The sequence below is a fragment of the Streptomyces sp. NPDC048483 genome (genome assembly GCF_040651455.1).
GTDB lineage: Bacteria > Actinomycetota > Actinomycetes > Streptomycetales > Streptomycetaceae > Streptomyces.
Map to the genome: position 1 here is coordinate 1 of NZ_JBEZJZ010000047.1, position 23,473 is coordinate 23,473.

Consider the following 23,473-nt stretch of genomic DNA (forward strand, 5'->3'; position numbering starts at 1 on the left):
CTTCCCTGACACGGAAGAGGTCACTGGTTCAATCCCAGTATCGTCCACTGGCCCGGTTTCAACGGGCCCCCGCGCGATTAGCTCAGCGGGAGAGCGCTTCCCTGACACGGAAGAGGTCACTGGTTCAATCCCAGTATCGCGCACGCAGCACGCCGCGGCTTCTTGCCGCGGTCCCGAGGACGATTAGCTCAGCGGGAGAGCGCTTCCCTGACACGGAAGAGGTCACTGGTTCAATCCCAGTATCGTCCACACATGAAGCCGAGGGCCGGAGCGATTGCTCCGGCCCTCGGTCGTTGTGCAGGCCGTTGTGCACGTTCTGGTGCCGGCGGTCGTTGTATCAGGAAGAGAACAGCATGCGGCCGAAGCTGCGCTGGTGATGGCCGTGGTGTCCGTGATGACCGTGCTGTCCCTGGTGCGGGGCGCCCCAGGCGGGGGCGGCGGGGTAGGCCTGCGGGGCGGGCGGCGGGGGCGGGGCCTGCTGCAGCCACTGCGACTCGAGGCGGCTCAGCGACTCCAGCTCACCGTAGTCCAGGAAGATCCCCCGGCAGCCGGCGCACTGCTCGATCTGGACGCCGTTGCGGTTGTAGGTATGCATCGGTGCATGGCACTTGGGGCACTGCATCGTCGGCTCAGCTCCTGTCACTGACGGCTGTTCGCTGCGGTGCCGCCGGAACGCGCTCCCGGCGGCGAGGTGTTCACCCTACGACGGGGACGGCGGGCGCCAACTGGGGTGGCAGGGACGTCATCCGGGCGCAGGCGTCGATGACCGCGGTCTCGATCTCGTCCAGCGGGCGGGATGCGGTGGCGGCCTTGGCGACGGCGAGGGCGGCGGTCTGTACGGTCAGGGCGCGGGCGGGGATCTCGAGGCGGGCCCACGGGTCGCCGTCGGGGTGTAGGGCGCGGCCGTCGGCGGCGCGGTAGGCGGCCAGGAAACGCCCCCAGATGTCCGGGGCGAGCAGGCCGGTGGCGAACCAGGCGGCGGGGCGGGCCAGATCCCAGGCACCGTCGCCCAGGCCGAGGTCGTCGATGTCGATCAGGAGCCATCGGCCGTCGGGGGCCGGGTGGCGGACGAGCTGGCCGAGGTGCAGATCGCCGTGGCAGAGGAGGTCCGTACGGGGCGGCGGGGCGGCGGCGCGGGCCCAGGGCGGGAGCAGGGTCCAGGCGCGGGCGACGGCGTCGGCGGCCGCGGAAAGGGACGCGGAGTGGCTGCCGGGGGCGAGTGCGGTGCGCATACGGGACAGCGCGCGGGCGGCCTTGGCGGGGCCGCGCATCGGCGGGACGGGGCCGGGGAGTTGGCGCACCTCCACGGAGTGCAGCCGGGCCAGCAGGCGGGCGGCGTCTTCCCAGGGCGCGGCATCGGGGTCGTCGGGGGCGACCGGGGTGCCGTAGGGCCAGCGCGTGAGGGCGCGGCCGTCCTCGGTGCGGGTGAGCAGGCCGTCGGGGGCGGTGACCGGGAGCGGGGGCAGCAGGGTGCCGTTCAGGAGGGGGTGGGCGGCGATACGGAGCCGGACGGCCAGGTCGTGCGGGTCGCAGTCGGGGGCGTGGGCCTTGGCGACCGTACGGCCGCTGCGGACGACCGTGCTGTCGGGGCGGTCGGCGAGGACCTCGGGGGCGGGCCCCGGGGAGGCCGGCGCGGAGAGGGCGGCGAGGCGGCGCAGCAGTGGTGTCGTGGTGGTCATGCGGCCCCCGAGTCCTGCGTGCGCGTGATGCCGGCGGTACGGGCCGTGGGCGGCCCGGCCTGGGATCGTACGCCCGGTTCCGCCCCGTACGGGAGTGACCTGCGCGGAAAAGCTTGATGGCCGGGCATCTCCCCAGATGCCCGGCCATTCCTGCCGTCCGCCGCACCCCCGTCCCCACGGGGTTTTGGCCGGAGGTCCCCGTCCCGGACCGCTCTCCCGGGACCGGGGCGCCGCTCAGCGCCCCAGAATTCCGACCACGGACGACGCCTGTGTGACGACGGCTTCCCAGCCGCCGAAGACCACGGTCAGGAGTATCGCCAGCGGCAGCACCATGGCCACGGCGACCAGGGGATGGCGGGTACCGGAGGACCGGCCCTCGGCCGTCCGTCCTGGGGTGTCCGCCATCGAGCCGCTCCTGTCGTGTGGGGCGGCGGGCGTCTGACCTCGGGGGACGAGTGCTGCGCCCGCCGCTTGGAGACCACAGTAGGCACGCGGCGGGCGCCCGGCGTCATGCCGTCGTACCGATTCCTGGCCTCCAGGAGGATGACGGGAGGGCGCCCGGCGTACTCCTCTGGGTGGAGAGCGCGGGACTAGGACCTGGGGACATCCCCGAGAGGACGCTCGGATTCGTCCGCCCGTGCCACCGGATGCTCGACCAGTGCGAGGACCCTGTTGGCCATGAACCGGGCCGTACGCACCACCGATCCCGCTCGGGTGACTTCGCTCACTTCGACCACTCCTCTGCGCACCGCCGTCTCCACCCTGCGCCCCGCCCGGCTCGCCACCACCTCGTAGGCCTTGGTGGTGTCCACGGCATCCACGACTATCTCGACCCGATCACCTTTCATGGCGTCAAACCCCCTTATGCGACGGATCATTGAGATCTCGCACGGGAAGTCGGGCCGCGCCGCGGCCGGTTCCCTCCCGCACTTGAAGGATCGCACCCGCCACTGACAATCCGGTTGCCGACGCATGCGCGGCCTCTGCGCACAGCGAGCCGTCAATCCGTAAGCTGTGCCACGTCAGACGGTTGGCAGCGGAGTGGGGCCTCCCCCACCGCAGGTAGGGGACGACGGACATGGCGATGATGCGGCTCCGACGCGAGGACCCGCGTGTCGTCGGGACGTTCCGGCTGCACCGCCGGCTCGGCGCGGGCGGGATGGGCGTGGTCTATCTGGGCTCGGACAAGCGCGGGCAGCGGGTGGCGCTGAAGGTGATCCGGCCGGATCTGGCGGAGGATCAGGAGTTCCGGTCGCGGTTCGCGCGCGAGGTGTCGGCGGCCCGGCGGATCCGCGGCGGCTGTACGGCACGGCTGGTGGCGGCCGATCTGGACGCGGACCGCCCCTGGTTCGCCACGCAGTACGTACCGGGGCCCTCGCTGCACGACAAGGTCAATGAGGAGGGGCCGCTGTCCCCGGCGCAGGTCGCCTCCGTGGGCGCGGCGCTGTCCGAGGGACTGCTGGCCGTCCATGACGCGGGCGTGGTGCACCGCGATCTGAAGCCGTCCAACATTCTGCTGTCGCCCAAGGGCCCCCGGATCATCGACTTCGGTATCGCCTGGGCGACCGGCGCCAGCACGCTGACGCATGTCGGTACGGCCGTCGGCTCGCCGGGCTTTCTGGCGCCGGAGCAGGTGCGCGGCGCCGCGGTGACGCCCGCGACGGACATCTTCGCGCTGGGCGCCACCCTCGCGTACGCCTGCACCGCGGACTCGCCCTTCGGGCAGGGCAGTTCGGAGGTCATGCTCTACCGGGTGGTCCATGAGGAGGCGCAGCTGGCCGGGGTGCCGGATGCGCTGGCGCCGCTGCTGGCGACCTGCCTCGCCAAGGACCCGGCGGACCGCCCGAGCACCCTGTCGCTGTCGCTGCGGCTCAAGGAGATCGCGGCCCGCGAGGCGCACGGGCTGTCGGGCGATCCCGCGGACAGCGGGGCGGGCTGGGAGCGGATGGAGCGCCGTCCGGCGGGGCGGCCCACGGGAGCGCGCGCCGAGGAGTACGCGCGGCAGCGCACCGAGCGGCGGACGGCGGGCACTCCCCCGCCGCATCCGCATGCCTCCCGGCCTCCGGCACCGCGCGAGTCGACGTCCCGGTCCTCCGGAACGGGACCGGCATCGGGCACGAAGGGCACCAAGGGCACGAACCCGCGGACCGGCGGACGCGGTGCGGGGCGGGTCCCGGCGGCGCGGCCCACGGGGCGAAACGGTTCACGCACCCCGGTCCGTACGGCGTCGGGCCGCCGCCCCGGTCCCGACCGCCGGCTGCTGCGGCAGCGGGTCATTGTGTTCGTGGTGGTGACGCTGCTGGTGGCGCTGGGTATCGCGGCGGCGCAGGGGTGCCAGGGGCCGGCCCGAGGCCTGGGCGGGGGACGGCAGGTGGCGGTGGCCACGTACGGGGACGCGGACGCTCCCCCGGGGTCGGTCGCACGGAACCGTTAGGGGAGCGCGGTCTCCCCGCCCTGGGCCGGCGCGGTCGGGGATCCGTCCGTCGGGGCGGATGCGACCGGCGCGGCGCGGTGCGGCAGGCGGCGGGCAAGCGGCAGGACCGCCGCGCCGAGCAGGGAGCCGTAGACGACCACCAGGCCGTGACCGTTGTCCTGGGCCAGCCACATCGCCAGACCGGCTGCGGGCACGCTCAGCGCCAGCAGGCGCTCCTTGGTCTTGTCGCTGGTCAGCAGGAGTGCCGCCGCGAGTGTGGCGGCCAGGAAGTACGTCGCGCCGGAGCTGCCGGCGAAGTTGCGCGGGTCGGTGCTGCGGGCGGTTTCGCCGAACAGCGCGTCGATGTGCTGGGGAAGCAGGATCCCGGCGGCGAAGAGTGCCAGCATGGACGGGCCGCGCCAGAACCACTGCGCCAGCGCGGCGACGACCGCGAGGGTGACGATGTTCCAGGCGGCGCCGAAGAGTCCGCCGTTCTGCAGGAAGACCGAGGTCGCCACCCGCCACCAGCCGGTCTTGCGCGGGTCGCCGTCGAGCGCGTCCATCGCCCCGGACCAGGTGTGCTGAAGCACCACCCCGCCGACCGCCACGGCCGTGAGGGCGACGGCCGCCCAGGGGACCGGCCGCCGGCGGACGGTGCCCTCACCGATGAGCGCCAGGCCACTCTTGAACATCAGCACCATCAACGCTGCGGTCGTCAGGTTGAACAGTATTGCGGCCACGCCGATCGGTCCCCCGTTGAATGGTCATCTTTCCAGGTCGGCGAGCACCATAGCGCCACCGCCTATGCGGCCCGGCCGGCCGCCACCGCGTAGAAGGCGACCGCGGCGGCCGCTCCGACGTTCAGTGAGTCCACGCCGTGTGCCATCGGGATGCGCACCCATTCGTCGGCGGCCCGCAGGGCGCCCGTCGTGAGGCCGCCGCCCTCCGCGCCGAGCATCAGGGCGGCCCGCTCCAGGGTGTGCGGGGCGGCCTCGTCGATGGCGGTGGCCTTGTCGGACGGGGTGAGCGCGAGGAGCTTGAAGCCGGCTCCCCGGACGGTGGCGAGGTCGCGGGGCCAGCTCTCGAGGCGGGCGTAGGGGACGGAGAACACCGCGCCCATGGAGACCTTCACCGAGCGGCGGTAGAGCGGATCGGCGCAGTCCGGGGAGAGCAGCACCGCGTCCATGCCGAGCGCCGCGGCGCTGCGGAAGATCGCGCCGATGTTGGTGTGGTCGTTGACGGCTTCCATGACCACGATGCGGCGCGCCCCGGCGAGGAGTTCGGCGGGCGCGGGCAGCGGCTTGCGCTGCATGGAGGCCAGGGCGCCGCGGTGGACGTGATAGCCCGTCACCCGCTCGGCGAGGTCGGGGCTCACGGCGTAGACCGGGGCCGGGACTTCGTCGATGACATCCCGCATGACGTCGACCCACTTGGCCGACAGCAGCATGGACCGCATCTCGTACCCGGCGTGCTTGGCGCGCCGGATGACCTTCTCGCCCTCGGCGATGAAGAGCCCTTCGGCGGGCTCGCGCCGGCGCCGCAGCTCGACATCGGTCAGGCCGGTGTAGTCGGCCAGCCGCGGGTCGTCCGGGTCATCGACGGTGATGATTTCTGCCACGGGGAGATAGTGCCTTGTCGGTGTGGAGGTGCCAATGCCGGGGAGAGAGTCTGTTACCCGGGGTTACCTGCGGTGGGTGCGGTGCCCACGGTGACGACGTCGCCGATGACGATCACCGCCGGGGGGCGTACGCCTTCGGCCCGTACGGTCTCGCCGAGGGTGGCCAGGGTGGCGTCGACGCGGCGCTGGGTTGCGGTGGTGCCCTCCTGGATGACGGCCGCGGGGGTGTCGGCGGGGCGGCCGTGGGCGATGAGCTTGGCGGCAATGGCGCCGCTGTTCTCCACGCCCATCAGGACGACGAGGGTGCCGCGCAGCTTCGCGAGCGAGGGCCAGTCGACCAGCGAGCGCTCGTCGTCGGGGGCGACATGGCCGCTGACGACGGTGAATTCATGGGCGACGCCCCGGTGGGTGACGGGGATGCCGGCGGCGCCGGGGACCGAGATGGTGCTGGAGATGCCGGGCACGACCGTGCAGGGGATGCCGGCCGCGGCGAGCGCCTGGGCCTCTTCCATGCCGCGGCCGAAGACGAACGGGTCGCCGCCCTTGAGGCGGACCACGGCCTTGCCGGCCTTGGCGTGCTCGATCAGGGCGTGGTTGATCGCTTCCTGGGCCATGAAGCGGCCGTAGGGGATCTTGGCGGCGTCGATGACCTCGACATGTGGCGGCAGCTCGGCGAGGAGGTCGCGGGGGCCGAGGCGGTCGGCGATGACGACATCGGCCTCGGCGAGGAGGCGGCGGCCGCGGACGGTGATCAGGTCGGGGTCGCCGGGCCCGCCGCCGACCAGGGCGACGCCGGGGGTGTGCGGGCGACGGTGGTGCGGGGCGGCGAGGCTGCCGTCGCGCAGGCCCTCGACGATGGCGTCGCGTACGGCGGCCGAGCGGCGCGGGTCCTGGCCGGTGAGGACCGCGACGGTGACGCCCTCGCTGCGGCCGGTGGCCGGGGTCCAGGCGGTGGCGGCCGCGGCGTCGTCGGAGCGTACGCACCACACCCGGCGGGCCTCGGCCTCCTGGGAGGCGGCGGCGTTGGCCTCGGGGTCGTCGGTGGAGATCAGCGCGTACCAGGCGTCGGCGAGGTCGCCGTCCTGGTAGCGGCGGCGCTCCCAGCGGATCTCGCCGGTGTCGGCCATCGCCTCGACGGAGGGGGTGGCGGACGGGGAGATCAGGACGATGTCCGCACCCGCGGCGATCAGCGAGGGGAGGCGGCGCTGGGCGACCTGGCCGGCCCCCAGGACAACCACACGGCGGCCGGACAGCCGCAGTCCGACGGGGTAGGCGGCGTGTTCGGCGACATGCTCAGCCATGGTGATACGGCTCCTTGTGCGGGTGGTGCGTATTCGGCGACGAGCTGCCGCTGCGGCTCTGGAGCGGCTGGTGGTACGGCCAGGGGCACCGGGTGAGGGGTAGTGCCCCGGCCCACAGCCTATGGGGCTGCGGGCCGGGGGTCATGCGGAGGTCGTGCCCTGATCAGGTCTTCTCCGTCACTCAGCTCTTCTCCGTGACTCCGGCGGAGTCGAAGGTGGCGACCTCGTGCATGGCGCGGGCGGCGCTCTGCACCAGCGGGAGCGCGAGCAGGGCGCCGGTGCCCTCGCCGAGGCGCAGGTCCAGGTCGACCAGCGGGCGCAGGCCGAGCTTGGTCAGGGCCGCGACATGGCCGGGCTCGGCGCTGCGGTGGCCGGCGATGCAGGCGGCCAGCGCCTCGGGGGCGATGGCGCGGGCCACCAGGGCGGCGGCGCCGGCGCTGACACCGTCCAGGATCACCGGCGTACGCAGGGAGGCGCCACCGAGGATCAGGCCGACGAGGGCGGCGTGCTCCAGGCCGCCGACCGCGGTGAGGACGCCGATGGGGTCGGCCGGGTCGGGCTGGTGGAGTTCCAGCGCGCGGCGGACGACATCGACCTTGCGGGCGTGCGTCTCGTCGTTGATGCCGGTGCCGCGGCCGGTGACCTCGACCGGGTCGGCGCCGGTGTAGACGGAGATCAGGGCGGCCGAGGTGGTGGTGTTGGCGATGCCCATCTCGCCGGTCAGCAGCGCCTTGTTGCCCGCCGCGACGAGGTCGCGGGCGGTCTCGATGCCGACCTCGATGGCCTTGAAGACGTCCTCCTGGGTCATCGCCGGGCCCGCGGTGAAGTCGGCGGTGCCGGGCCGCACCTTGCGCGGCAGCAGGCCCGGGGTGGCGGGGAGTTCCCCGGCCACGCCGACGTCCACGACGCAGACCTCGGCGCCGACCTGGTTGGCGAAGGCGTTGCAGACCGCGCCGCCGCCCAGGAAGTTGGCGACCATCTGGCCGGTGACCTCCTGGGGCCAGGGGGTCACGCCCTGGGCGTGCACGCCGTGGTCGCCCGCGAAGACCGCCACGGCGGCGGGCTCGGGGATCGGCGGCGGGCACTTGCGGGACAGCCCGCACAGCTGGGCGGAGATGATCTCCAGCATGCCCAGCGCCCCGGCGGGCTTGGTCATCCGCTTCTGCCGCTCCCAGGCCTCGCCGAGCGCCTTGGCGTCCAGCGGGCGGATGCCCTGCAGGGTCTCCTGGAGGAGGTCGTGCGGGTCCTCGCCGGGCAGCGCACGGCGGCCGTACGTCTCCTCGTGGACGACCCAGGACAGCGGGCGGCGCTTGGACCAGCCGGCCTGCAGCAGCTCGGGCTCGTCGGGGAACTCGTCGACGAAACCGACGCAGAGGTAGGCGACGACCTCGAGGTGCTCGGGCAGGCCCAGTTCGCGGACCATCTCGCGCTCGTCGAAGAAGCTGACCCAGCCCACGCCCAGGCCCTCGGCGCGGGCGGCGAGCCAGAGGTTCTCGACGGCGAGCGCGGAGGAGTACGGGGCCATCTGCGGCTGGGTGTGCCGGCCGAGGGTGTGCCGGCCGCCGCGGGTCGGGTCGGCGGTGACGACGATGTTCACCGGCGTCTCGAGGATCGCCTCGATCTTCAGCTCGCGGAACTGCTTGGCGCGGGCCTTGGGCAGCGACTTGGCGTAGGCGTCGCGCTGCGCCGTCGCGAGCTGGTGCATCCGCTCGCGGGTCTCGTCCGAGCGGATGACGACGAAGTCCCAGGGCTGGGAGTGGCCGACGCTGGGGGCGGTGTGGGCCGCCTCCAGGACGCGCAGCAGGACGTCGTTGGGGATCGGGTCGCTGCGGAAGCCGTTGCGGATGTCGCGGCGCTCGCGCATCACGCGGTGGACCGCGGCGCGCTCGGAGTCGTCGTATCCGGCGGCGGGGGCGCCCTGGGGTGCCGGGTCGGCGTCGGCCTCGGGGGCCTCGGGCGCGGCCTCGGCTTCGTCCGCCGCAACCTGCGGCTGGTCGTCCTCCTGGCCCTCGCCGAGCTGTACGAGTTCGGCGGCGTCCTGCTGGTGGGGACGGCCCTCGGAGGGCTCGGCCGCGGCCGGCTGGGTGTCCGGGGCCGGTTCGACGGCGGCCTGGGCCGGGATGTGGACGGCGGCGGGCTGCAGTTCGACGGGCTCGGGCCCGGTGTCCGCGACAGGCTCGGCGGGCTCGGTGGCCTGTGCCGCCGCGGCCGTGTCCGTGCCCTCGGCGCCGGGGTCGTTCGCCATGCCGAGGTCGTCGGCGGCGGGCGGTGCGGGCTGCGCTGCCGGGGTGTCGGCGGCGGGCTCGGCGGGAGTTTCCTGGCCCTGCGGCGCGGCCTGTTCGCCGGCCGGGGGCTCCTCGGCCTCGGCGGGCTGCGGGAGTCCGGCGGCCGGGAGCTGCTCCTCGGGCTGCTCTATGAGGGGCTCCTCCGGGGGCGTGGCGCTCGCCGGGGCGGGCAGGGCGATCGGGCCCTGCGGAGCGTCGACGGGCATCGGGGCGGCGTCGGCCACGGGAGCCGCCTCGGGCCCGGGCTCGGCTGCCTCAGCGGGCTGCGGCTGTTCGACGGGCTCGGGCCGGGCCTCGGCCTGCGGCGCCTGGTCGGCTTCGGGGGCGTCCGCTTCGGGAGCGGCAGGCGCTTCCGGGACATCCGCTACCGGAACGTCCGCTTCGGGGGCGGCGTCCGCTTCCGTTACGGCTTCGCTCACGGCTTCCGCTTCGGGGGCGGCGACCGGCTGTGCCTCGACAGGGACTTCCGCAGGGGCTTCGACGGGCGCTTCGGCCGGGGTCTCCTGGACGGCCTCCACGGCCTCCACGGCAGCCACGGCGTCCGCCGTGACCTCGACCGCCTCGGCAGGCTCCGCAGCCTGGACGGCCTCGACCTGCTCGGCCGGTGCCACGGCCTCCTGCGGCTCCTCGGCGGGCGCCTCGGCCTGCGGGGTCTGCTGGACGGGCTCGAAAGCCTCCGGAGCTGCCTCGGTCGTCCCGACCTCGGGTCCCGGCGCCTCGGCTGTCGCCGCGTCAGCCACCGGACCGTCAGCTGCCGCAGACTCGTCCGCCGCCACGTCCTGCGCCGTCACCTGGACAGCATCGGCATCAGCAGCGGCATCGGCAGGGGTGTCCAGCGCGACGGCAGCGTCCGCGACGACCGCCACCGGCTCCGGGGCCTCCTGCTCCGCGACCGGCATCGGCAGCGGCTGGGCCGGCGGCTGTTCGACGGGCAGCGGGGCCTCCTGGGCGGACGCCACGGGCTCGGCCGGTGCGGCAACCGGGGCCGCGGCGGCCTGCGCCGAAGCCTCGTTCCACGGCGGCATCTGCGACGGGATCTCGCCCAGCTGGGGACCCGGCAGCGGGCCCTGGCCGGCGGCGCCGTACGACTGCTCGGCGTAGAGCTGGCCGTCGTAGGGCTGCTCACCGTACGGGGGCATCGCGACGGACTGCGCCGCCTGCGCTGCCTCCACCAACGGCTGCTCGGCGACGGGAGTCGCCGGCTGGGCGTCGGGGTGTTCGGGCCCGGTGGCCGGCGGTCCCGCATGGCGGCCGACGGTCTGTGACGGTGTGTCGGCGGGGCCGCGGTCGGCGAGCGAGCGGACCACTCCGCCGGTCGGCGGGTCCGGGACGGGCGGGCCCATGTGCAGCGGGCGGCGCGCGGGCTGCGCGGCCGCAGGCGCCTGCTCCTGCTGGGGTGCGGCGGGCTGCGGGATGCGTACGGCGCTGACGTCGACCGCACCGGAGTCCCGGCCGCCGCTCTCATGGTCACCGGCCGGTACGGGCATCGGCGCGCTCTGGCCGGGTGCGGCCTGCTGCTGCGGCATCGGCTGTGCCTGCTGCTCGCTCCAGGCGCCCTGGGCGCCCGGCATCAGCAGCAGATCGTCGTCCTCGACGGCGGCGTCGGCCCCTTCGAGGTAGGAGTACGCGTCGGGCTGCGGGGCGATGCCCTGCTGCTGCGTCGGTCCGGCGTCGGCAGGGGAAGGAACGGCCGCCGGCTGCGGCTGCCCGGGATGTCCGCCTGCGTTCTCCGGCTGTCCCTCGCCCGGGACCTGGCCGGTGTCGGTCATGCGTACCCCTCGCCCATTTGCTAGTGCTCCTTCCAACCGCTCGTGCGACGCGCTCGACCGGGACGCGCCGACGCCCCGATAGCTAGAACGAGCGAGCGCGCCGCGCGGCACGTCCGCCCCCTAGAGCTGTATTTTCCGCCAAAACCACGGCATTTTCCGGATATTGGCGTACTAACCCGAACGCGGAACAGCGGCGCAACGATCCGCCAGCCTACCTTCTGCGGGTTGCCTTCCAGGTCATGGGTGAGGAACGCGATACCCACTGAGCAGAAAGACCACGGAACGTTCACGTTCGACCCAGGCCATGGTGTCGAGGTCGACGGACTGCAGGAGGGCGCACTCGACTTCATAGCCGCCGTCGGCCAGTGCCCGGCCGAGCGCTTCGGCCTCGTCTCGGGTGGCGGCGTGGGTGACGATCCGTTCGGGGCGGCGGTCCGCGCAGGCGGTGACGACGGCCGCTCCCCCGCCGCCGATGCGCACCACGTCCGGCTCGGGCAGGTCCTCCAGGATCTGCGGCGCGCGGCCCTGGACGACCTGGAGTTGGACTCCGTGGCGGCGGGCGACGGCGGCGGCGCGCCCGCAGGCGTCCGGGTCGGCGTCCACCGCGATGACGGCGGCGCCGAAGCGCGCGGCCTCCACCGCGGCCGCGCCGCTGCCCGTACCGATGTCCCAGACCAGGTCGCCCACCCGGGGCCCGAGGCGGGCCAGTTGGGCGGTGCGCAGCTGGATGGACTCCCCTTCGTCGAGGGCGCCGCCGTAGGCGCCGTCCGGGAGTCCCCAGCCGCGCGGTCCGGCCGGGTGCCCGACCTCGTGGGCGGCGATCCAGCCGGTGCCCTGGGCGGCGGCGCCGGCGGGTGAGCCGCCGACGACGATGACGACATTGGGGTCGCGCCAGACATGGTCGGCGACCTTGTCGGATGTGAGGACCGTCACCCGCTCCCGGTCGGTTCCCAGGGCCTCGCAGATGACGAAGGTGCGGTGGACGCCGGCGAGGAGCAGGGCGAGTTCGGCGGGCCCGGCGCCGGGTGAGGTGAGGACGGCGACCTTGGTGTGGGCGCGGCAGACGTTGACGGCGCGGCGCAGGTCGCGGCTGTGGGCGACCACGACCTGGGCGTCGTCCCAGGGCATGCCGGCCCGGGCGAAGGCGGTCGCGACGGAGGAGACGGCGGGCACCACCTCGACCTCGAGGCCGTGCTCGGGGGCGCGGAGGGTGCGGACGACGCCGAAGAAGCCGGGGTCACCGTCGGCGAGGACGACGGCGGTGCCGCGGTGCTGGGCGATGCGTCGGGCGGCGAGGGTGACACTGCCGAGCCGGATGCGTTCGGCGGTCGGCGGGACCTCGGGCAGTGCGAGGTGGTGGGCGGCGCCGGCCACGAGCGTCGCGGCGCCGAGGGCGGAGCGGGCGGGGGCGGTCAGCGCGGAGCCGTCCCATCCGATCACCGTGACCCGGTCGGCCATGCTCGTCAGTCTCCTGGGGCTGCTGTGGGTTGGCGGGCGGGGCGGCGGGGGTGCCGGGCCGTGGTGGGGTCCTCGCTGGTGGCGAGGGCTGCGGCAGGCCGAGGGTACCCCGCCGGGTGGGAACCGCGGCGCGGGTGCCGGGTCAGTTCCACTCGGGGTAGGCGAATCCGTTGGCGTCGGCCATCCGGCCGGGGAGTCCTTCGAGGTCCTCGGGCAGCAGGCTCCATACGATCAGGTCGGTGCGGATGTCCGTCCAGCCGCCGTCCTCCGTGCGGCTGCGGGCTATCCAGGCGTTGCGCAGCACTCCCTCGCTGATGCAGCCGACCTTCTGGGCGACCTGCTGGGAGGCGGTGTTGTCGGCGGCGGTGCGCAGCTCGATGCGTTCGAATCTCTGGTCCCGGAAGAGCCATTGCGCGAGGGCGAGGACGGACTCGCAGGCGTAGCCCTCGCCGCGGGCCCAGGGGGCGGTGACACAGCCGATCTCGGTGCTGCGGATGCGCCAGTCGGTGCGGTCGAGGTGGACGGCACCGACCAGGCGCTGGGTGAGGAATTCGGTGACGGCCAGGGCGATGCCGCGGCCTTCGGTGCGTACGGCGGCGGCCTTGCCGGTGGCCCAGGCGTGGGCGTCGGCGCGGGTGTAGGGGTGGGGCAGGGCGGTCCAGGCGGTGACGAGTTCGTCGGTCATCATGTCGGCGAGGGCGGGTACGTCGCCCTCCTCGAAGGGGCGCAGCACCAACCGTTCCGTGCTGATGGAGATGTCCGGAAAGGTCGATGTCATGCCGCTGCTCCAACGCCGTTGACTTGTCGTGCCCGGGGACGTCACGGGCCGTTCCTGCATGAGATCACGTGAGGTCACGGGCCGTCTTGACCGTCTTTGAGTGCACCAGCATGCAGCATCTGCCTGGGAATGTGCCACGCACGTGGGCCCCGGCCCGCACGCTGCGCGGATCCGGGGCCCATCGGCACGTGGACGGGTGTCAGCTCTTGGCGGGGCCGAAGGCCGGGATGACCGAGCCGTCCGTGTACTTGTCCTCGATGAACTTCTTGACCTCGGGGGCGTTCAGGAGCTTGGCGAGCTTCTTGACCCGCGGGTCGTTCTCGTTGCCCTTCTTGACGGCGAGGAAGTTGGCGTAGGGGTTGCCCTTCGCCGTCTCCAGGGCCAGCGCGTCCTTGGACGGCTTGAGGTGGGCGCCGATGGCGAAGTTGCCGTTGATGATCGCGGCGTCGACGTCGTCGATGCGCGGCGCGGTCTGGGCGGCCTCCAGCTCGGTGATCTTGATGCCCTTGTCGTCCTTGACGTCGGTCAGCTTGGCCTCCGAGCCGACGCCGGGCTTGAGGGTGATCACGCCGTTGTCGGCGAGCAGCTTGAGCGCACGGCCCTCGTTGGACGGGTCGTTGGGGACCGAGACGGTGCTGCCGGACTTGAGGTCCGAGAGCTTGTCGAGCTTCTTGGAGTAGACGCCCAGCGGCTCGATCAGCACGTTCTGGACGGGCACGATGTGCGTGCCGTTCTCCTTGTTGAAGGTGTCCAGGAACGGCTTGTGCTGGAAGAAGTTGGCGTCGACCTGGCCGTCGTCGGTGACCTTGTTGGGGATCTTGTAGTCGTTGAACGGCTTGACGACCAGCTTGAGCCCGGCCTTCTCGGCCAGCTTGTTCTTGACGAAGTCGAGGATGGCGCCGTGCGGGGTGGGGCTGGCGGCGACGACGAGCGGGGCGTTCTTGTCGCTCTTGTCGGTGCTGGCCGTGGTGTCGGAGGGCGCGCTGCAGGCGGAGGCCCCGAGGGCGACGGCGGAGGCGGCGGCGACGGCCGCGGTGATCTTGAAGGTGTTGCGCACGAAGAGTGCCTCTTTCTTGTTCACGGGCCGGTGGCGCGTGGTGGTCCGCCCGGCAAAGGGTCCGGGCTCACGGGGGTGATGCAGGGTGGTGCGGGTGGTCAGGCAGCCTCGCCCACGGCGGCGGGCTCCTGGGTACGGGCGCGGCGCAGGCCGAGGCGTACGGAGGAGGCGCGGGTGCCGCGGCCGGCGAGGCGGCGGACGACGAGGTCGCCCAGCAGCTGCACGAGGGTGACCAGGACGATCAGCTCCACGACGGTGGCGATCATCAGGGCGGTCTCGTACTGCTGGTAGCCATAGGTGTAGGCGAGATTGCCGAGGCCGCCGCCGCCGACCGCGCCGGCGATCGCGGAGTAGCCGATCAGCGTGATGACGGTGGTGGTGACCGCCGCGACCAGCGCGGGCAGTGCCTGCGGGAGCAGCACCTTGAGGACGATGGTCCAGGTGCCGCCGCCCATGGCCTGGGCGGCCTCGACCAGGCCCTTGTCCACCTCGCGCAGTGCGGCCTCGACGAGGCGGGCGAAGAAGGGGATGGCGGCGATGGCGAGCGGGACGACCGCGCCGGTGGGGCCGATGGAGACGCCGACGAGGAGACGGGTGAAGGGGATCAGGACGACGATCAGGATCAGGAACGGGAAGGACCGTCCGATGTTCACGACCGCGCCGAGGACCTTGTTCACCACGGCGTTCTGCAGCAGGGCGCCGCGTTCGGTCAGATGCAGCAGCACGCCGGCGGGTATGCCGATGAGCACGGCGTAGAACGTCGCCCACCACACCATGAAGAGGGTGTCGAGCGTGTTGTCGTAGAGCAGCGGCTGCATCTCGTTCCAGCTCACTTGGCACCTTCCTTCTGGAGCGGGGCGGCGGGCGCCGGGATCGCCGGGTCGGGTACGGGGTCGGCCTCGGCGGCATCGACGGTGTCTGCGACATCGACCTGCAGCCCCTGCTCGCGCAGGAAGCCGATGGGGACGACGTTCTCCTCGAAGCGGCCGGGCAGTTCGATCCGCATCCGGCCGATCTGCTTGCCGCCGACGGTGTCCATGGCGGCACCGAGGATGGAGATGTCGACGTTGTAGGTGCGGGCCAGCTCGGAGATCACCGGGCGGGTGGCGGCCGAGCCGTGGAAGGTGATGTCGACGACGGTCCGGTCCTCGCCGGAGGGCTCGCCGCCGACCGGGAACAGCTCGCGGGCGAGCTCGGAGCCGGGCGTGGCCAGCAGTTCGGCGACCGTGCCCTGCTCAACGACGCGGCCGTTCTTCATCAGCGCGGCGGAGTCGCAGATCGTCTTGACGACGTCCATCTCGTGCGTGATGAGCACGATGGTCAGGCCCAGCTGGCGGTTGAGGTCGCGCAGCAGCTGGAGGATGGAGCGGGTGGTCTCGGGGTCCAGGGCGCTGGTGGCCTCGTCGGAGAGCAGCACCTTGGGGTCGCCGGCCAGGGCGCGGGCGATGCCGACGCGCTGCTTCTGGCCGCCGGAGAGCTGGGCGGGGTAGGCCTGGGCCTTATCGGCGAGGCCGACCAGGTCCAGCAGTTCGAGGGCCTTGCGGGAGCGCTCACGGCGGTCGACCTTGAGGATTTCCAGGGGCAGTTCGACGTTGTCCTGGACGGTGCGCGAGGACAGCAGGTTGAAGTGCTGGAAGACCATGCCGATGTGGCTGCGGGCGGCCCGCAGCGCGGCGTTGGCGCGCTGTCCGCGCCCGGCGAGCGCGGTCAGGTCCTGGCCGGCGACGGTGACCGTGCCGGAGGTGGGGCGCTCGAGGAGGTTCAGGCAGCGGATGAGGGTGGATTTACCGGCGCCGCTCTGGCCGATGACGCCGTACACCTCGCCCTCGCGGACGTGCAGATCGACGCCGTCCAGGGCGGTGACTTCGCGGTCTCCTGAACGGTAGACCTTGGTCAGGCCCGTTGTGGTGATCACAGGGAATTCCGTCACTGTCGAGTGCCCGGCGGCTCGCCCACCGGGTACGGGGCATTCTTGCGAGTGCGGCAGAGAGGAACCCGGGGGCATGGGGACCGGCTTCGGGTTCCGGTGACGCGGGGCGGCCGGTGCGTCGTCGATGACGTACGGCTCGTGGCACAGCAGGGTCTCGCTTCGGGGCGCGAGGCTCAGGCGGGGGCCCTCAGCGGTCACACATTCGACACACGCAACGAGCACCGGGCGTCGTGATCGCCTCGGTCGCAGGGGTGCGGTAGCTCGTCGTGGTCATGGCGGCAAGTAAACCAGACAGCGGTACGGCCGGATCAAGCCTGTCCGGATACCGGACAGGCTTGACCGGTCCGTGGACAGCCCCTCACCCGCCGACGGTGATCTCCACCGTTGCGCCCGTGGCCTGCACGGATACCGCCGACAGATCGGCGACGACGACATCCGCGGCCAGCTCCTCCGCACGGTGTGTTGTGGTCAACGCCACGGTCGTCATCCCGGCCGCGCGGCCCGCCCTCAGCCCGGCCGGCGCGTCCTCGAAGACCACACAGCGGGCCGGGTCCACGCCGAGCCGCTCGGCAGCGAGCAGAAACGGCTCCGGGTCGGGCTTGCCGCGGCTGATGTCATCGGCGGCTATCAGGTTCTTGGGGCGTATCCCGGCCTCGGCCAGCCGGGCCTCGGCCAGCCGCCGGGTGGCGGAGGTGACCACGGCCCACTTCTCGGCGGGCAGGCCCGCCAGCAGCGCGAGCGTGCCCGGCAGCGCGACGACCCCGCCCGCGACGTCCTCGACCTCCAGCTGGTCGATACGGGCCAGCGCCTCGGGCACCCGGTCGGCAGGCAGCAGATCGGCCACGATCTCGGCCGCCGGCCGGCCGTGCAGCTCGACCCGCGCGAAGTCGGCCCGCGTGATGCCGTATTCCTGCGCCCAGCGGGTCCAGCACCTCTGCACGGACTCCAGGGAGGAGACAAGGGTGCCGTCATTGTCGAAAAGGAGCGCATCAGCGGAGATCTTCATGTTTGAGGAGCGTACGTGCCACGGTGGGGCCGGACGTGCCCGCCCGTCGCCCGCCACCACCCCGGACCGAATCGTTTCACGATGCACCTATTGGATTCCACCCGCCGCCGATTAGCATCGGCCCATGCCTCACAATCCCTCGGCGCACCACCGCGCCGCGCGGAGGTCCCGGTGATCGACGCGCTGACCCTTGTGGTCGCCGTGACCGCACTCGCACTGGCCGCCTGGTGCGGCTGGGCCACCTACCGCGACCAGCCCACCAAGGACTGGCACTTCATCGGCATGGCCGTGGTGTCGCTGCTCGGCATCGCCCAACTGGTCACAGGTTTCGCGCAGTTGGCGCGCGGCCAGTCGCCGGACGAGGGCACCGCGATCTTTGTGGCCTATCTGCTGGGGGCCGCGGCCTGCGTTCCGGCGACCGGGTTCATGTCCCTCTCGGAGCGCACCCGCTGGGGTTCGGCCACCGTCACGGCGGGCGCCATCGTGCTGGCGGTGCTGGAGGTCCGGCTGTTCGACATCTGGGGAGGCGGCAGTGCCTGAGACCACGTCCACCGCGACGACACAGGACGGCACGGCCGCCCCCGCGAGGCGCTCCCTGGGCACCGGCCCCGGCCGCCTCCTGGTGACCGTCTACGGGGTCTTCACTGTTGCCGCCGCATCCCGCTCCCTCTACCAGCTGATCGCGCAGTTCCAGGTGGCCCCGCTGGCGTACGGCCTCTCGGCGGTCTCCGCCGCCGTCTACGGCTTCATCACCTTCTCGCTGGTCCGCGGCGGCGAGGGCGCCCGCAAGGCGGCGGTCGTCTCCTGCGCGCTGGAGCTGATCGGGGTTCTGGGCATCGGCACCTGGACGCTGGCCGACCCGTCCGCCTTCCCCGACGCCACCGTGTGGTCGGACTACGGGCTGGACTACCTCTTCATCCCCGTCATCCTCCCCGTCACCGGCATGGTGTGGCTGCGCCGGTCCCGTACGACGACGGCATGAAATACGGTGCGTGGGCCCGCCCCCACAGCGGGCCCACGCACCGGTCCTTGGGCTACGCCCCGGCCACGGACACCTCGGCCGCCGCCAGGTCCTTCCCGAGCCCGCTCCCGAGCTCCTTCCCCAGGTCCTTCTCCAGGGTGATCTCGCTCAGCCTGCGGCTGAGGCTCGCGGTACCGACCGGCACATAGCCATGGCTGCGGTAGAGCCGCAGACTGCCCTCGCTGCGGTGGCCGGCGAAGAGGCGGTAGCGCTTTGCGGAGCACTCTGCGGCGAGCCGCTCCTCGACCGCGCCGAGCAGCCGGCCGCCCAGCCCGTGCCGCTGCATCCGCGGGTGCACGATGAGCTTGGCGATCCGCGCGGTGCCGTCCGCGTCGACCGTGCCGCGTACGGACCCGACGACCTCCCCGCCGAGCCGGGCCACCACCACGCACCCCTCTTGCAGTTCGGCGCGCAGGGCGTCCAGGCTCTGGGTGAGCGGCTCAATGCCGTAGTCGTCGTACAGCGCGGCCTCCGGCTGGTAGCAGAGGTACTGCAGTTTGAGGATCTGCTCGGCATCCTGGTCGGTCGCCGCAGAGATGGTCACACTCGTGCCCATGCCCGTATGCCTCCCCTTTTCGTTTGCTGCGTGCTTCCGGGTTCCCCGGAATGTGGCAGTGGCAATCTCCGCCAACGGGCATTGTGCGCGGACATATGGGATATGGGGAGCGGACCGACCCAAGCTCCTCTGTGACATTCCCAACTCAGATGAGATTCCGGGAGGTCCGGGGAGGCCGGGGCCGGTCCGACGCGACCGTTCTCAGCGCTTGCGGAACTCCGCGGCGGCGAGCAGCGCGGTGTCCGGGTTGTCGGAGAACATGCCGTCGAGGCCGGTGGCCAGGCACGCCCGGAAATAACCCAGCGCGTCCCCATAGGCGTTGGGGTCGGTGCCGCGGCGGTAGTCGGTGGGCAGGAAGGTGTTCTCGTTGCGGCCCGTGTACGGGTGCAGGACCAGGCCGGCGGCGTGCGCGTCCTTGACGAGAGAGGTGGGCGCACCGGACTTGCCCGACTCGTCCCTGGGGATGATCTGGTCCAGCGCGGGGCCGATGCCCTGGGCGAATTCCGCGATCCACTTCAGGCCGGAGGGCTTGATGAGATCGGCGACGGTGCGGGGGTCACCGGCCTCGACGAAGTCCCACGGCCGCGTGTCGGGGGCGTCCAGCAGGACGACCTTGGGGCAGCCGACGAGCTTGCCCAGCCGCTGGATACTGCCCGGCTCGAAGGACTGCAGGAAGTTCGGGGAGTTGCGTCGGTGCCGGCCGTGTGCGCGCAGCGCCTTGGCCAGCCGCTCCTCCAGCCCCAGCCCGAGCTTGCGGAAGTAGGTGGGGTGCTTGGTCTCGATGTGCAGCCAGACCGGACGGCCGCGCTTGCGGCCCTGGCGCTCGGCCCACCGGAGGACCTCCTCGAAGGTCGGCACCTCCCACTGCCCGTCGTAGAGGGTGTTGTGCTGGCGGGTGCCCGGAATGCGCTCCTTGGCCCGCAGCGTTTTGAGCTCGGCGAGCGTGAAGTCCTCGGTGAACCAGCCGGTGAGCTTGGTTCCGTCGACGGTCTTGGTGGTCTTGCGGCCGGCGAACTCGGGGTGCGCGGAGACGTCGGTGGTGGCCGTGATGTCGTTCTCGTGCCGGCAGACCAGGTGGCCGTCCTTGGTGGGGACGAGGTCCTGCTCGATGACGTCCGCGCCCATGTCGAGGGCGAGCTGGTAGGAGCCGAAGGTGTGCTCGGGACGGTATCCGCTGGCGCCGCGGTGGCCGACGATCAGCGGCACCGGCAGCTCCTGCGGCGCGCCGCCGCCGCTCACGGTGCGGGCGCTCGCCTGACCGGCGCCGCCGAACACCGCCGCTCCCACACCCAGGGCCGCGGCCCCCAGCAGTGTCCGGCGTCCTGGCTGCTGCCGCTTGTGCATGTGTGCGCGCTCCTTGGTAGGTGAGTCCGGGGTTTCCGGGAGGCGGTGGGGTCGGGGCCGGGGTGTCCGGCCTGGTCCGGGGGACTCACCTCCCCTGACCCGCACCTGCCAAACCACCCGCCGATCGTAAACATGTACGGGCGGCTTGGGGCAGACACACGTCAACATCGGAGGGAACACGGCGGTAACACACATCAACTGTGCGTCAACTCTCCGTATCGACCTTGTGAACCCGATGTGCGTGCGCAGGTGACCCGCGAGTATCGTCCTGGGCTGCAGAGTTCCCTGCTGTCTCGACGTTGACCGCCACAACCCGGAGGACCCGTTGTCCCGCATTGTGCTGAAGGCGATTCTCGGATTCGTCATGCGTGTCCTTTACCGCCCGAAGGTCGAGGGCATGGAGCGCATTCCGGAGACCGGGCCCGTGATTCTGGCCGGCAACCACGTCACCTTCATCGACTCGCTGTTCCTGGGCCTGCTCGTCAAGCGTCCCGTCTACTTCATCGGCAAGGACGAGTACGTCACCGGCAAGGGCCTCAAGGGCCGGCTGATGGCCTGGTTCTTCACCAGCTCCGGCATGATCCCGGTGGACCGGGACGGCGGGCACGGCGGCGTGGCGGCGCTGATGACCGGCCGCCGGATCCTGGAGGAGGGCAGCGTCTTCGGCATCTACCCCGAGGGCACCCGCTCCCCCGACGGCCGCCTCTACCGCGGCCGTACCGGCATCGCCCGGCTCACCCTGATGACCGGCGCCCCCGTCGTTCCGTTCGCGATGATCGGCACCGACAAGGTGCAGCCCGGCGGCAAGGGCCTGCCGCGCATCGCGCCGGTGACGGTGCGCTTCGGCGAGGCGCTGGACTTCTCCCGCTACGACGGTATGGACCGCGACCGCTATGTGCTGCGGGCCGTCACCGACGAGGTGATGAGCGACGTCATGGAGCTGTCCGGCCAGGAGTACGTCGACATGTACGCCACCAAGGCCAGGGCCGCCTGACCCGCCCCCTGACCCGTACGAACCGTACGCCGGGCCCCGTCCGCACCTTGGACGGGGCCCGTTGCGTTCTGCCGCGCCGTCAGCACGGCACCCGGAAGCCGCCGGGCGCACGCTGGCCCTCGGGACCGCCGGTCAGCGCCGTGCGCAGCGCCGCCTCGGGCCGCGGGATCTTGCTGCCGTCGGACTGCAGCTGCGGCCGTTCGGTGACGCCGCCGATCCGGGCGCCCGGCACCCCCGCGTTCTTCACCGCGACCCGGTTCAGCGGGGCGGGCGTCAGCTGCTGCCGGGTGCGGACGAATTCCACGAAACTCTCGAAGTCGCGGGTGTGCCGTACGGGCGCGGTGAAGCCGGAGAAGGCGCTGTAGCCGTCCTGGTTGATGAGGGTGTACGAGGGGGCGGCGAGACGGTAGCTGCGGGCCGGGTCGAGTGCGGTGCCGTTGATGCGGACATCGGCGGGGTCGACGCGCCGGCCGACCGGGCCGGCGGCGTCGAAGGTGTAGCGGACGTTGGCGGAGACGGCCAGCGGCGCGAAGCCCAGGCCGCCGCCGGCAGTGGGCGCCCACTGCTCCTCCAGCGCGTCGTGGATCTGGGCGCCGGTGACGGTCACCGTCATGATCGGGTCGCCGAAGCCGACGGTGCGCCAGGCCGTACCGAGGGTGATGGTGCCGCCGGACGCCTCGTCACGTACCAGGTCGCCGGCGATGATGGCCTGCCCGACGCGCGGCGCGACCGCGATGACGGAGAGTTCGGCGGGGGTGTTGGGGTGGCCGCCGGCGTCGTCCATCGGGCCGTGCGGCTGCCCGCCCGCCCACAGCGCCCAGTCGGCGACGAGGTCGCCCATGGTGCTCTCGCCCGCGGCGTTGCGCCGGCGGGTGAAGGAGGCGGTCTGTTTGCCGAGCGGGGTGGCGGCGCGCCGGGTGCCGTAGCCGGCCCAGTAGTCGGCGATCGACCGCAGCTCGGGGTGCTGGGTCACATCGCGGGTGTTGGGGTGGTTGGTGGCCGTGGTCAGCGGCCGGATCACCTGGCCGGTGACGGGGTCGAGGCGCAGGTTGATCTCGTTGATCAGCTGGCCGTAGCAGCCCGCTTCGACGAACGGGCGGGGGTTGCCCTTGGGGTCCGGGAGCATCATGGTGAAGGCGCAGTGCCAGTGGCCGGTGACGATGGCGTCGATGTCCGAGGAGACCCGGAGCGCCAGTTCGTAGGCGGGGCCCGAGGGGTTGCTGCCACTGGAGAAGTCACCGCCGGCGACCGCGCCGTCGTGCATGCTGAGCACGATCGCGTTGACGCCGCGGGACTTCAGTTCGGCGGCGCAGCGGTTGGCGGTTTCCAGTTCGTCGAGGGTGCGCAGGCCCGGCTGGTAGGAGCCGGGGAACGATTCGGTGCCGAGGGCGGTGAGGTGGATGAAGCCGATGGGCAGTTTGTGGCCGCGGCCGGAGTCCACGTAGGCGATGTTGTAGGGCGGGAGGACGGTCTCGCCGCTCTCGTGCCACACCATGTTGGCGCTGAAGTACGAGAAGTTCGCGCCGTGGAAGCGCTTGCCGGTCGAGTCGTCGAAGGAGTCGTCGCGGCCGACGGCGGGGTAGCTGACGCCCTTTTCCATGTGCGAGGTGAGGAACGTCGCCGACTTGTCGAATTCGTGGTTTCCGGCGGAGGCGAAGTCCAGGCGCATGGCGTTCAGGGCCTCGATGGTGGGCTCGTCGGCGAAGGAGGAGGCGTCGAATTCCCAGCCGGAGAAGAGGTCTCCGGGTGCGAAGAAGAGGGAGTTGCGGCGGTCGGCCCGCAGCCGCTCCAAATGGGCCGCCATGTAGGCGACGCCGCCCACGGTGTATGCCTTGCCGCCCGCCCCCGTAATGACGGAATTGCCGCCCGGGGCGCCCTGGAGATATCCGTGCAGGTCGGTGATATTGAGCAACTGGACATCGACATATTCGTCCGCGGTGGCCGCGTCGCGGGCGTGTCCGCTGGCGTAGGCGTTGCTGCCGATGGCGGTCGCGGTGGCCATGGCCCCCGCCGCGGTGAAGAAGAACCGTCGTCCGATGTCGCGCACTGCGTCACTCTCCTGAACGGGCCGACCGTAGGGGGACGACGGGAGAGTCAAGCGAGCCGTGCGGGACGGCCGGCCATCAGGACGCATCCGGGCGTGAACGGCCGGGGACAGTCGCCCCCAGGGCGTGTCGTGTGGATCATGGCGGGTGCACGGCGCGGCGCTTCGTAGGACACGCCCGTCAGGCGCCTGTCATGACCCGGATGTCTCCGGACGGAGG

Annotated in this window: 21 protein-coding genes and 2 tRNA genes; 6 read left to right on the top strand and 17 right to left on the bottom strand. The window is 72.3% G+C overall.

Annotation, left to right across the window (positions count from 1 at the left end; genetic code table 11):
• Positions 1-71 precede the first annotated feature (71 nt).
• Both AB0D04_RS22955 and AB0D04_RS22960 read left to right on the top strand, forming a co-directional pair.
• A tRNA-Val gene (locus AB0D04_RS22955) sits at positions 72-143 on the top strand.
• Between the two features lie 34 nt (positions 144-177).
• A tRNA-Val gene (locus tag AB0D04_RS22960) sits at positions 178-249 on the top strand.
• A gap of 88 nt (positions 250-337) precedes the next feature.
• On the opposite strand, the gene AB0D04_RS22965 is transcribed toward AB0D04_RS22960, so the two are convergent.
• The 4 genes from AB0D04_RS22965 to AB0D04_RS22980 form a co-directional block, all read right to left on the bottom strand.
• Entirely contained in the window at positions 338-622 is a 285-nt protein-coding gene (locus tag AB0D04_RS22965; RefSeq protein WP_362706276.1) for a zf-TFIIB domain-containing protein, read from the bottom strand.
• 73 nt (positions 623-695) lie between these two features.
• Complete coding sequence (locus tag AB0D04_RS22970; protein ID WP_362706279.1) at positions 696-1,679, bottom strand: phosphotransferase; 984 nt, start codon at positions 1,677-1,679, stop codon at positions 696-698.
• A gap of 234 nt (positions 1,680-1,913) precedes the next feature.
• The gene (locus AB0D04_RS22975; protein ID WP_362706282.1) at positions 1,914-2,084 is read right to left on the bottom strand and encodes a hypothetical protein; all 171 of its coding nucleotides are present in this window, start codon (positions 2,082-2,084) and stop codon (positions 1,914-1,916) included.
• Between the two features lie 185 nt (positions 2,085-2,269).
• Complete coding sequence (locus AB0D04_RS22980) at positions 2,270-2,527, bottom strand: hypothetical protein (RefSeq protein ID WP_362706284.1); 258 nt, start codon at positions 2,525-2,527, stop codon at positions 2,270-2,272.
• Positions 2,528-2,757: 230 nt separating this feature from the next.
• On the opposite strand from AB0D04_RS22980, the gene AB0D04_RS22985 reads away from it, so the two are divergent.
• The gene (locus AB0D04_RS22985) at positions 2,758-4,113 is read left to right on the top strand and encodes a protein kinase (RefSeq protein ID WP_362706287.1); all 1,356 of its coding nucleotides are present in this window, start codon (positions 2,758-2,760) and stop codon (positions 4,111-4,113) included.
• Here the strand turns inward: AB0D04_RS22985 and AB0D04_RS22990 are convergent.
• The 10 genes from AB0D04_RS22990 to AB0D04_RS23035 form a co-directional block, all read right to left on the bottom strand.
• Positions 4,110-4,832 (bottom strand): hypothetical protein, encoded by a 723-nt coding sequence (locus tag AB0D04_RS22990; protein ID WP_362706290.1) that lies wholly within the window; start codon positions 4,830-4,832, stop codon positions 4,110-4,112. The genes AB0D04_RS22985 and AB0D04_RS22990 overlap by 4 nt on opposite strands.
• A gap of 62 nt (positions 4,833-4,894) precedes the next feature.
• Positions 4,895-5,710 carry an RNA methyltransferase gene (locus AB0D04_RS22995; protein WP_362706293.1) on the bottom strand — a complete coding sequence of 272 codons (816 nt, stop codon included), beginning with the start codon at positions 5,708-5,710 and terminating at the stop codon, positions 4,895-4,897.
• Between the two features lie 53 nt (positions 5,711-5,763).
• Positions 5,764-7,011, bottom strand: coding sequence for a uroporphyrinogen-III C-methyltransferase (gene cobA, locus AB0D04_RS23000; RefSeq protein ID WP_362706295.1), 1,248 nt, complete (start codon positions 7,009-7,011; stop codon positions 5,764-5,766).
• Positions 7,012-7,192: 181 nt separating this feature from the next.
• A complete protein-coding gene (gene cobT / locus AB0D04_RS23005) occupies positions 7,193-11,065 on the bottom strand; it encodes a nicotinate-nucleotide--dimethylbenzimidazole phosphoribosyltransferase (RefSeq protein ID WP_362706298.1) in 3,873 nt (1,290 codons plus the stop codon).
• Between the two features lie 237 nt (positions 11,066-11,302).
• Positions 11,303-12,523 (bottom strand): precorrin-6y C5,15-methyltransferase (decarboxylating) subunit CbiE, encoded by a 1,221-nt coding sequence (gene cbiE / locus AB0D04_RS23010; RefSeq protein WP_362706300.1) that lies wholly within the window; start codon positions 12,521-12,523, stop codon positions 11,303-11,305.
• Positions 12,524-12,665: 142 nt separating this feature from the next.
• Positions 12,666-13,301, bottom strand: a complete 636-nt coding sequence (locus AB0D04_RS23015) for a GNAT family N-acetyltransferase (RefSeq protein ID WP_362706302.1) — start codon at positions 13,299-13,301, stop codon at positions 12,666-12,668.
• 199 nt (positions 13,302-13,500) lie between these two features.
• Positions 13,501-14,382, bottom strand: a complete 882-nt coding sequence (locus tag AB0D04_RS23020) for a MetQ/NlpA family ABC transporter substrate-binding protein (protein WP_362706304.1) — start codon at positions 14,380-14,382, stop codon at positions 13,501-13,503.
• Positions 14,383-14,456: 74 nt separating this feature from the next.
• On the bottom strand, positions 14,457-15,191 hold the full coding sequence (locus AB0D04_RS23025; protein ID WP_362706306.1) for a methionine ABC transporter permease: 735 nt from the start codon (positions 15,189-15,191) through the stop codon (positions 14,457-14,459).
• Positions 15,188-16,273, bottom strand: coding sequence for an ATP-binding cassette domain-containing protein (locus AB0D04_RS23030; protein WP_362706309.1), 1,086 nt, complete (start codon positions 16,271-16,273; stop codon positions 15,188-15,190). The genes AB0D04_RS23025 and AB0D04_RS23030 overlap by 4 nt, the downstream gene beginning before the upstream one ends.
• A 373-nt stretch (positions 16,274-16,646) precedes the next feature.
• Positions 16,647-17,294, bottom strand: coding sequence for an HAD family hydrolase (locus AB0D04_RS23035; protein WP_362706311.1), 648 nt, complete (start codon positions 17,292-17,294; stop codon positions 16,647-16,649).
• A 171-nt stretch (positions 17,295-17,465) separates the two neighbouring features.
• On the opposite strand from AB0D04_RS23035, the gene AB0D04_RS23040 reads away from it, so the two are divergent.
• Positions 17,466-17,834, top strand: coding sequence for a hypothetical protein (locus AB0D04_RS23040; protein ID WP_362706314.1), 369 nt, complete (start codon positions 17,466-17,468; stop codon positions 17,832-17,834).
• Positions 17,827-18,276, top strand: a complete 450-nt coding sequence (locus AB0D04_RS23045) for a hypothetical protein (protein ID WP_362706317.1) — start codon at positions 17,827-17,829, stop codon at positions 18,274-18,276. Before AB0D04_RS23040 ends, AB0D04_RS23045 begins: the two co-directional genes overlap by 8 nt.
• 52 nt (positions 18,277-18,328) lie before the next feature.
• On the opposite strand, the gene AB0D04_RS23050 is transcribed toward AB0D04_RS23045, so the two are convergent.
• On the bottom strand, positions 18,329-18,871 hold the full coding sequence (locus AB0D04_RS23050) for a GNAT family N-acetyltransferase (protein WP_362706320.1): 543 nt from the start codon (positions 18,869-18,871) through the stop codon (positions 18,329-18,331).
• Positions 18,872-19,072: 201 nt separating this feature from the next.
• Positions 19,073-20,215: a glycerophosphodiester phosphodiesterase gene (locus AB0D04_RS23055; RefSeq protein WP_362706323.1), complete on the bottom strand. Its 1,143-nt coding sequence runs from the start codon at positions 20,213-20,215 to the stop codon at positions 19,073-19,075.
• A gap of 325 nt (positions 20,216-20,540) precedes the next feature.
• Between AB0D04_RS23055 and AB0D04_RS23060 the strand changes: the two genes are divergently transcribed.
• A complete protein-coding gene (locus AB0D04_RS23060; RefSeq protein ID WP_362706326.1) occupies positions 20,541-21,209 on the top strand; it encodes a lysophospholipid acyltransferase family protein in 669 nt (222 codons plus the stop codon).
• Between the two features lie 79 nt (positions 21,210-21,288).
• Here the strand turns inward: AB0D04_RS23060 and AB0D04_RS23065 are convergent, their stop codons facing one another.
• Positions 21,289-23,256, bottom strand: coding sequence for a bifunctional metallophosphatase/5'-nucleotidase (locus tag AB0D04_RS23065; protein ID WP_362706329.1), 1,968 nt, complete (start codon positions 23,254-23,256; stop codon positions 21,289-21,291).
• Positions 23,257-23,473 lie beyond the last annotated feature (217 nt).

Bases quoted from the DNA above. Each gene is read 5' to 3' on its own strand.
- AB0D04_RS22975 (WP_362706282.1), bottom strand. From the start codon at position 2,084: ATGGCGGACACCCCAGGACGGACGGCCGAGGGCCGGTCCTCCGGTACC.
- AB0D04_RS23035 (WP_362706311.1), bottom strand. From the start codon at position 17,294: ATGAAGATCTCCGCTGATGCGCTCCTTTTCGACAATGACGGCACCCTT.
- AB0D04_RS23015 (WP_362706302.1), bottom strand. From the start codon at position 13,301: ATGACATCGACCTTTCCGGACATCTCCATCAGCACGGAACGGTTGGTG.
- AB0D04_RS22970 (WP_362706279.1), bottom strand. From the start codon at position 1,679: ATGACCACCACGACACCACTGCTGCGCCGCCTCGCCGCCCTCTCCGCG.
- AB0D04_RS22980 (WP_362706284.1), bottom strand. From the start codon at position 2,527: ATGAAAGGTGATCGGGTCGAGATAGTCGTGGATGCCGTGGACACCACC.
- cbiE (WP_362706300.1), bottom strand. From the start codon at position 12,523: ATGGCCGACCGGGTCACGGTGATCGGATGGGACGGCTCCGCGCTGACC.
- cobA (WP_362706295.1), bottom strand. From the start codon at position 7,011: ATGGCTGAGCATGTCGCCGAACACGCCGCCTACCCCGTCGGACTGCGG.
- AB0D04_RS23050 (WP_362706320.1), bottom strand. From the start codon at position 18,871: ATGGGCACGAGTGTGACCATCTCTGCGGCGACCGACCAGGATGCCGAG.
- AB0D04_RS22965 (WP_362706276.1), bottom strand. From the start codon at position 622: ATGCAGTGCCCCAAGTGCCATGCACCGATGCATACCTACAACCGCAAC.
- cobT (WP_362706298.1), bottom strand. From the start codon at position 11,065: ATGACCGACACCGGCCAGGTCCCGGGCGAGGGACAGCCGGAGAACGCA.
- AB0D04_RS23055 (WP_362706323.1), bottom strand. From the start codon at position 20,215: ATGCACAAGCGGCAGCAGCCAGGACGCCGGACACTGCTGGGGGCCGCG.
- AB0D04_RS22985 (WP_362706287.1), top strand. From the start codon at position 2,758: ATGGCGATGATGCGGCTCCGACGCGAGGACCCGCGTGTCGTCGGGACG.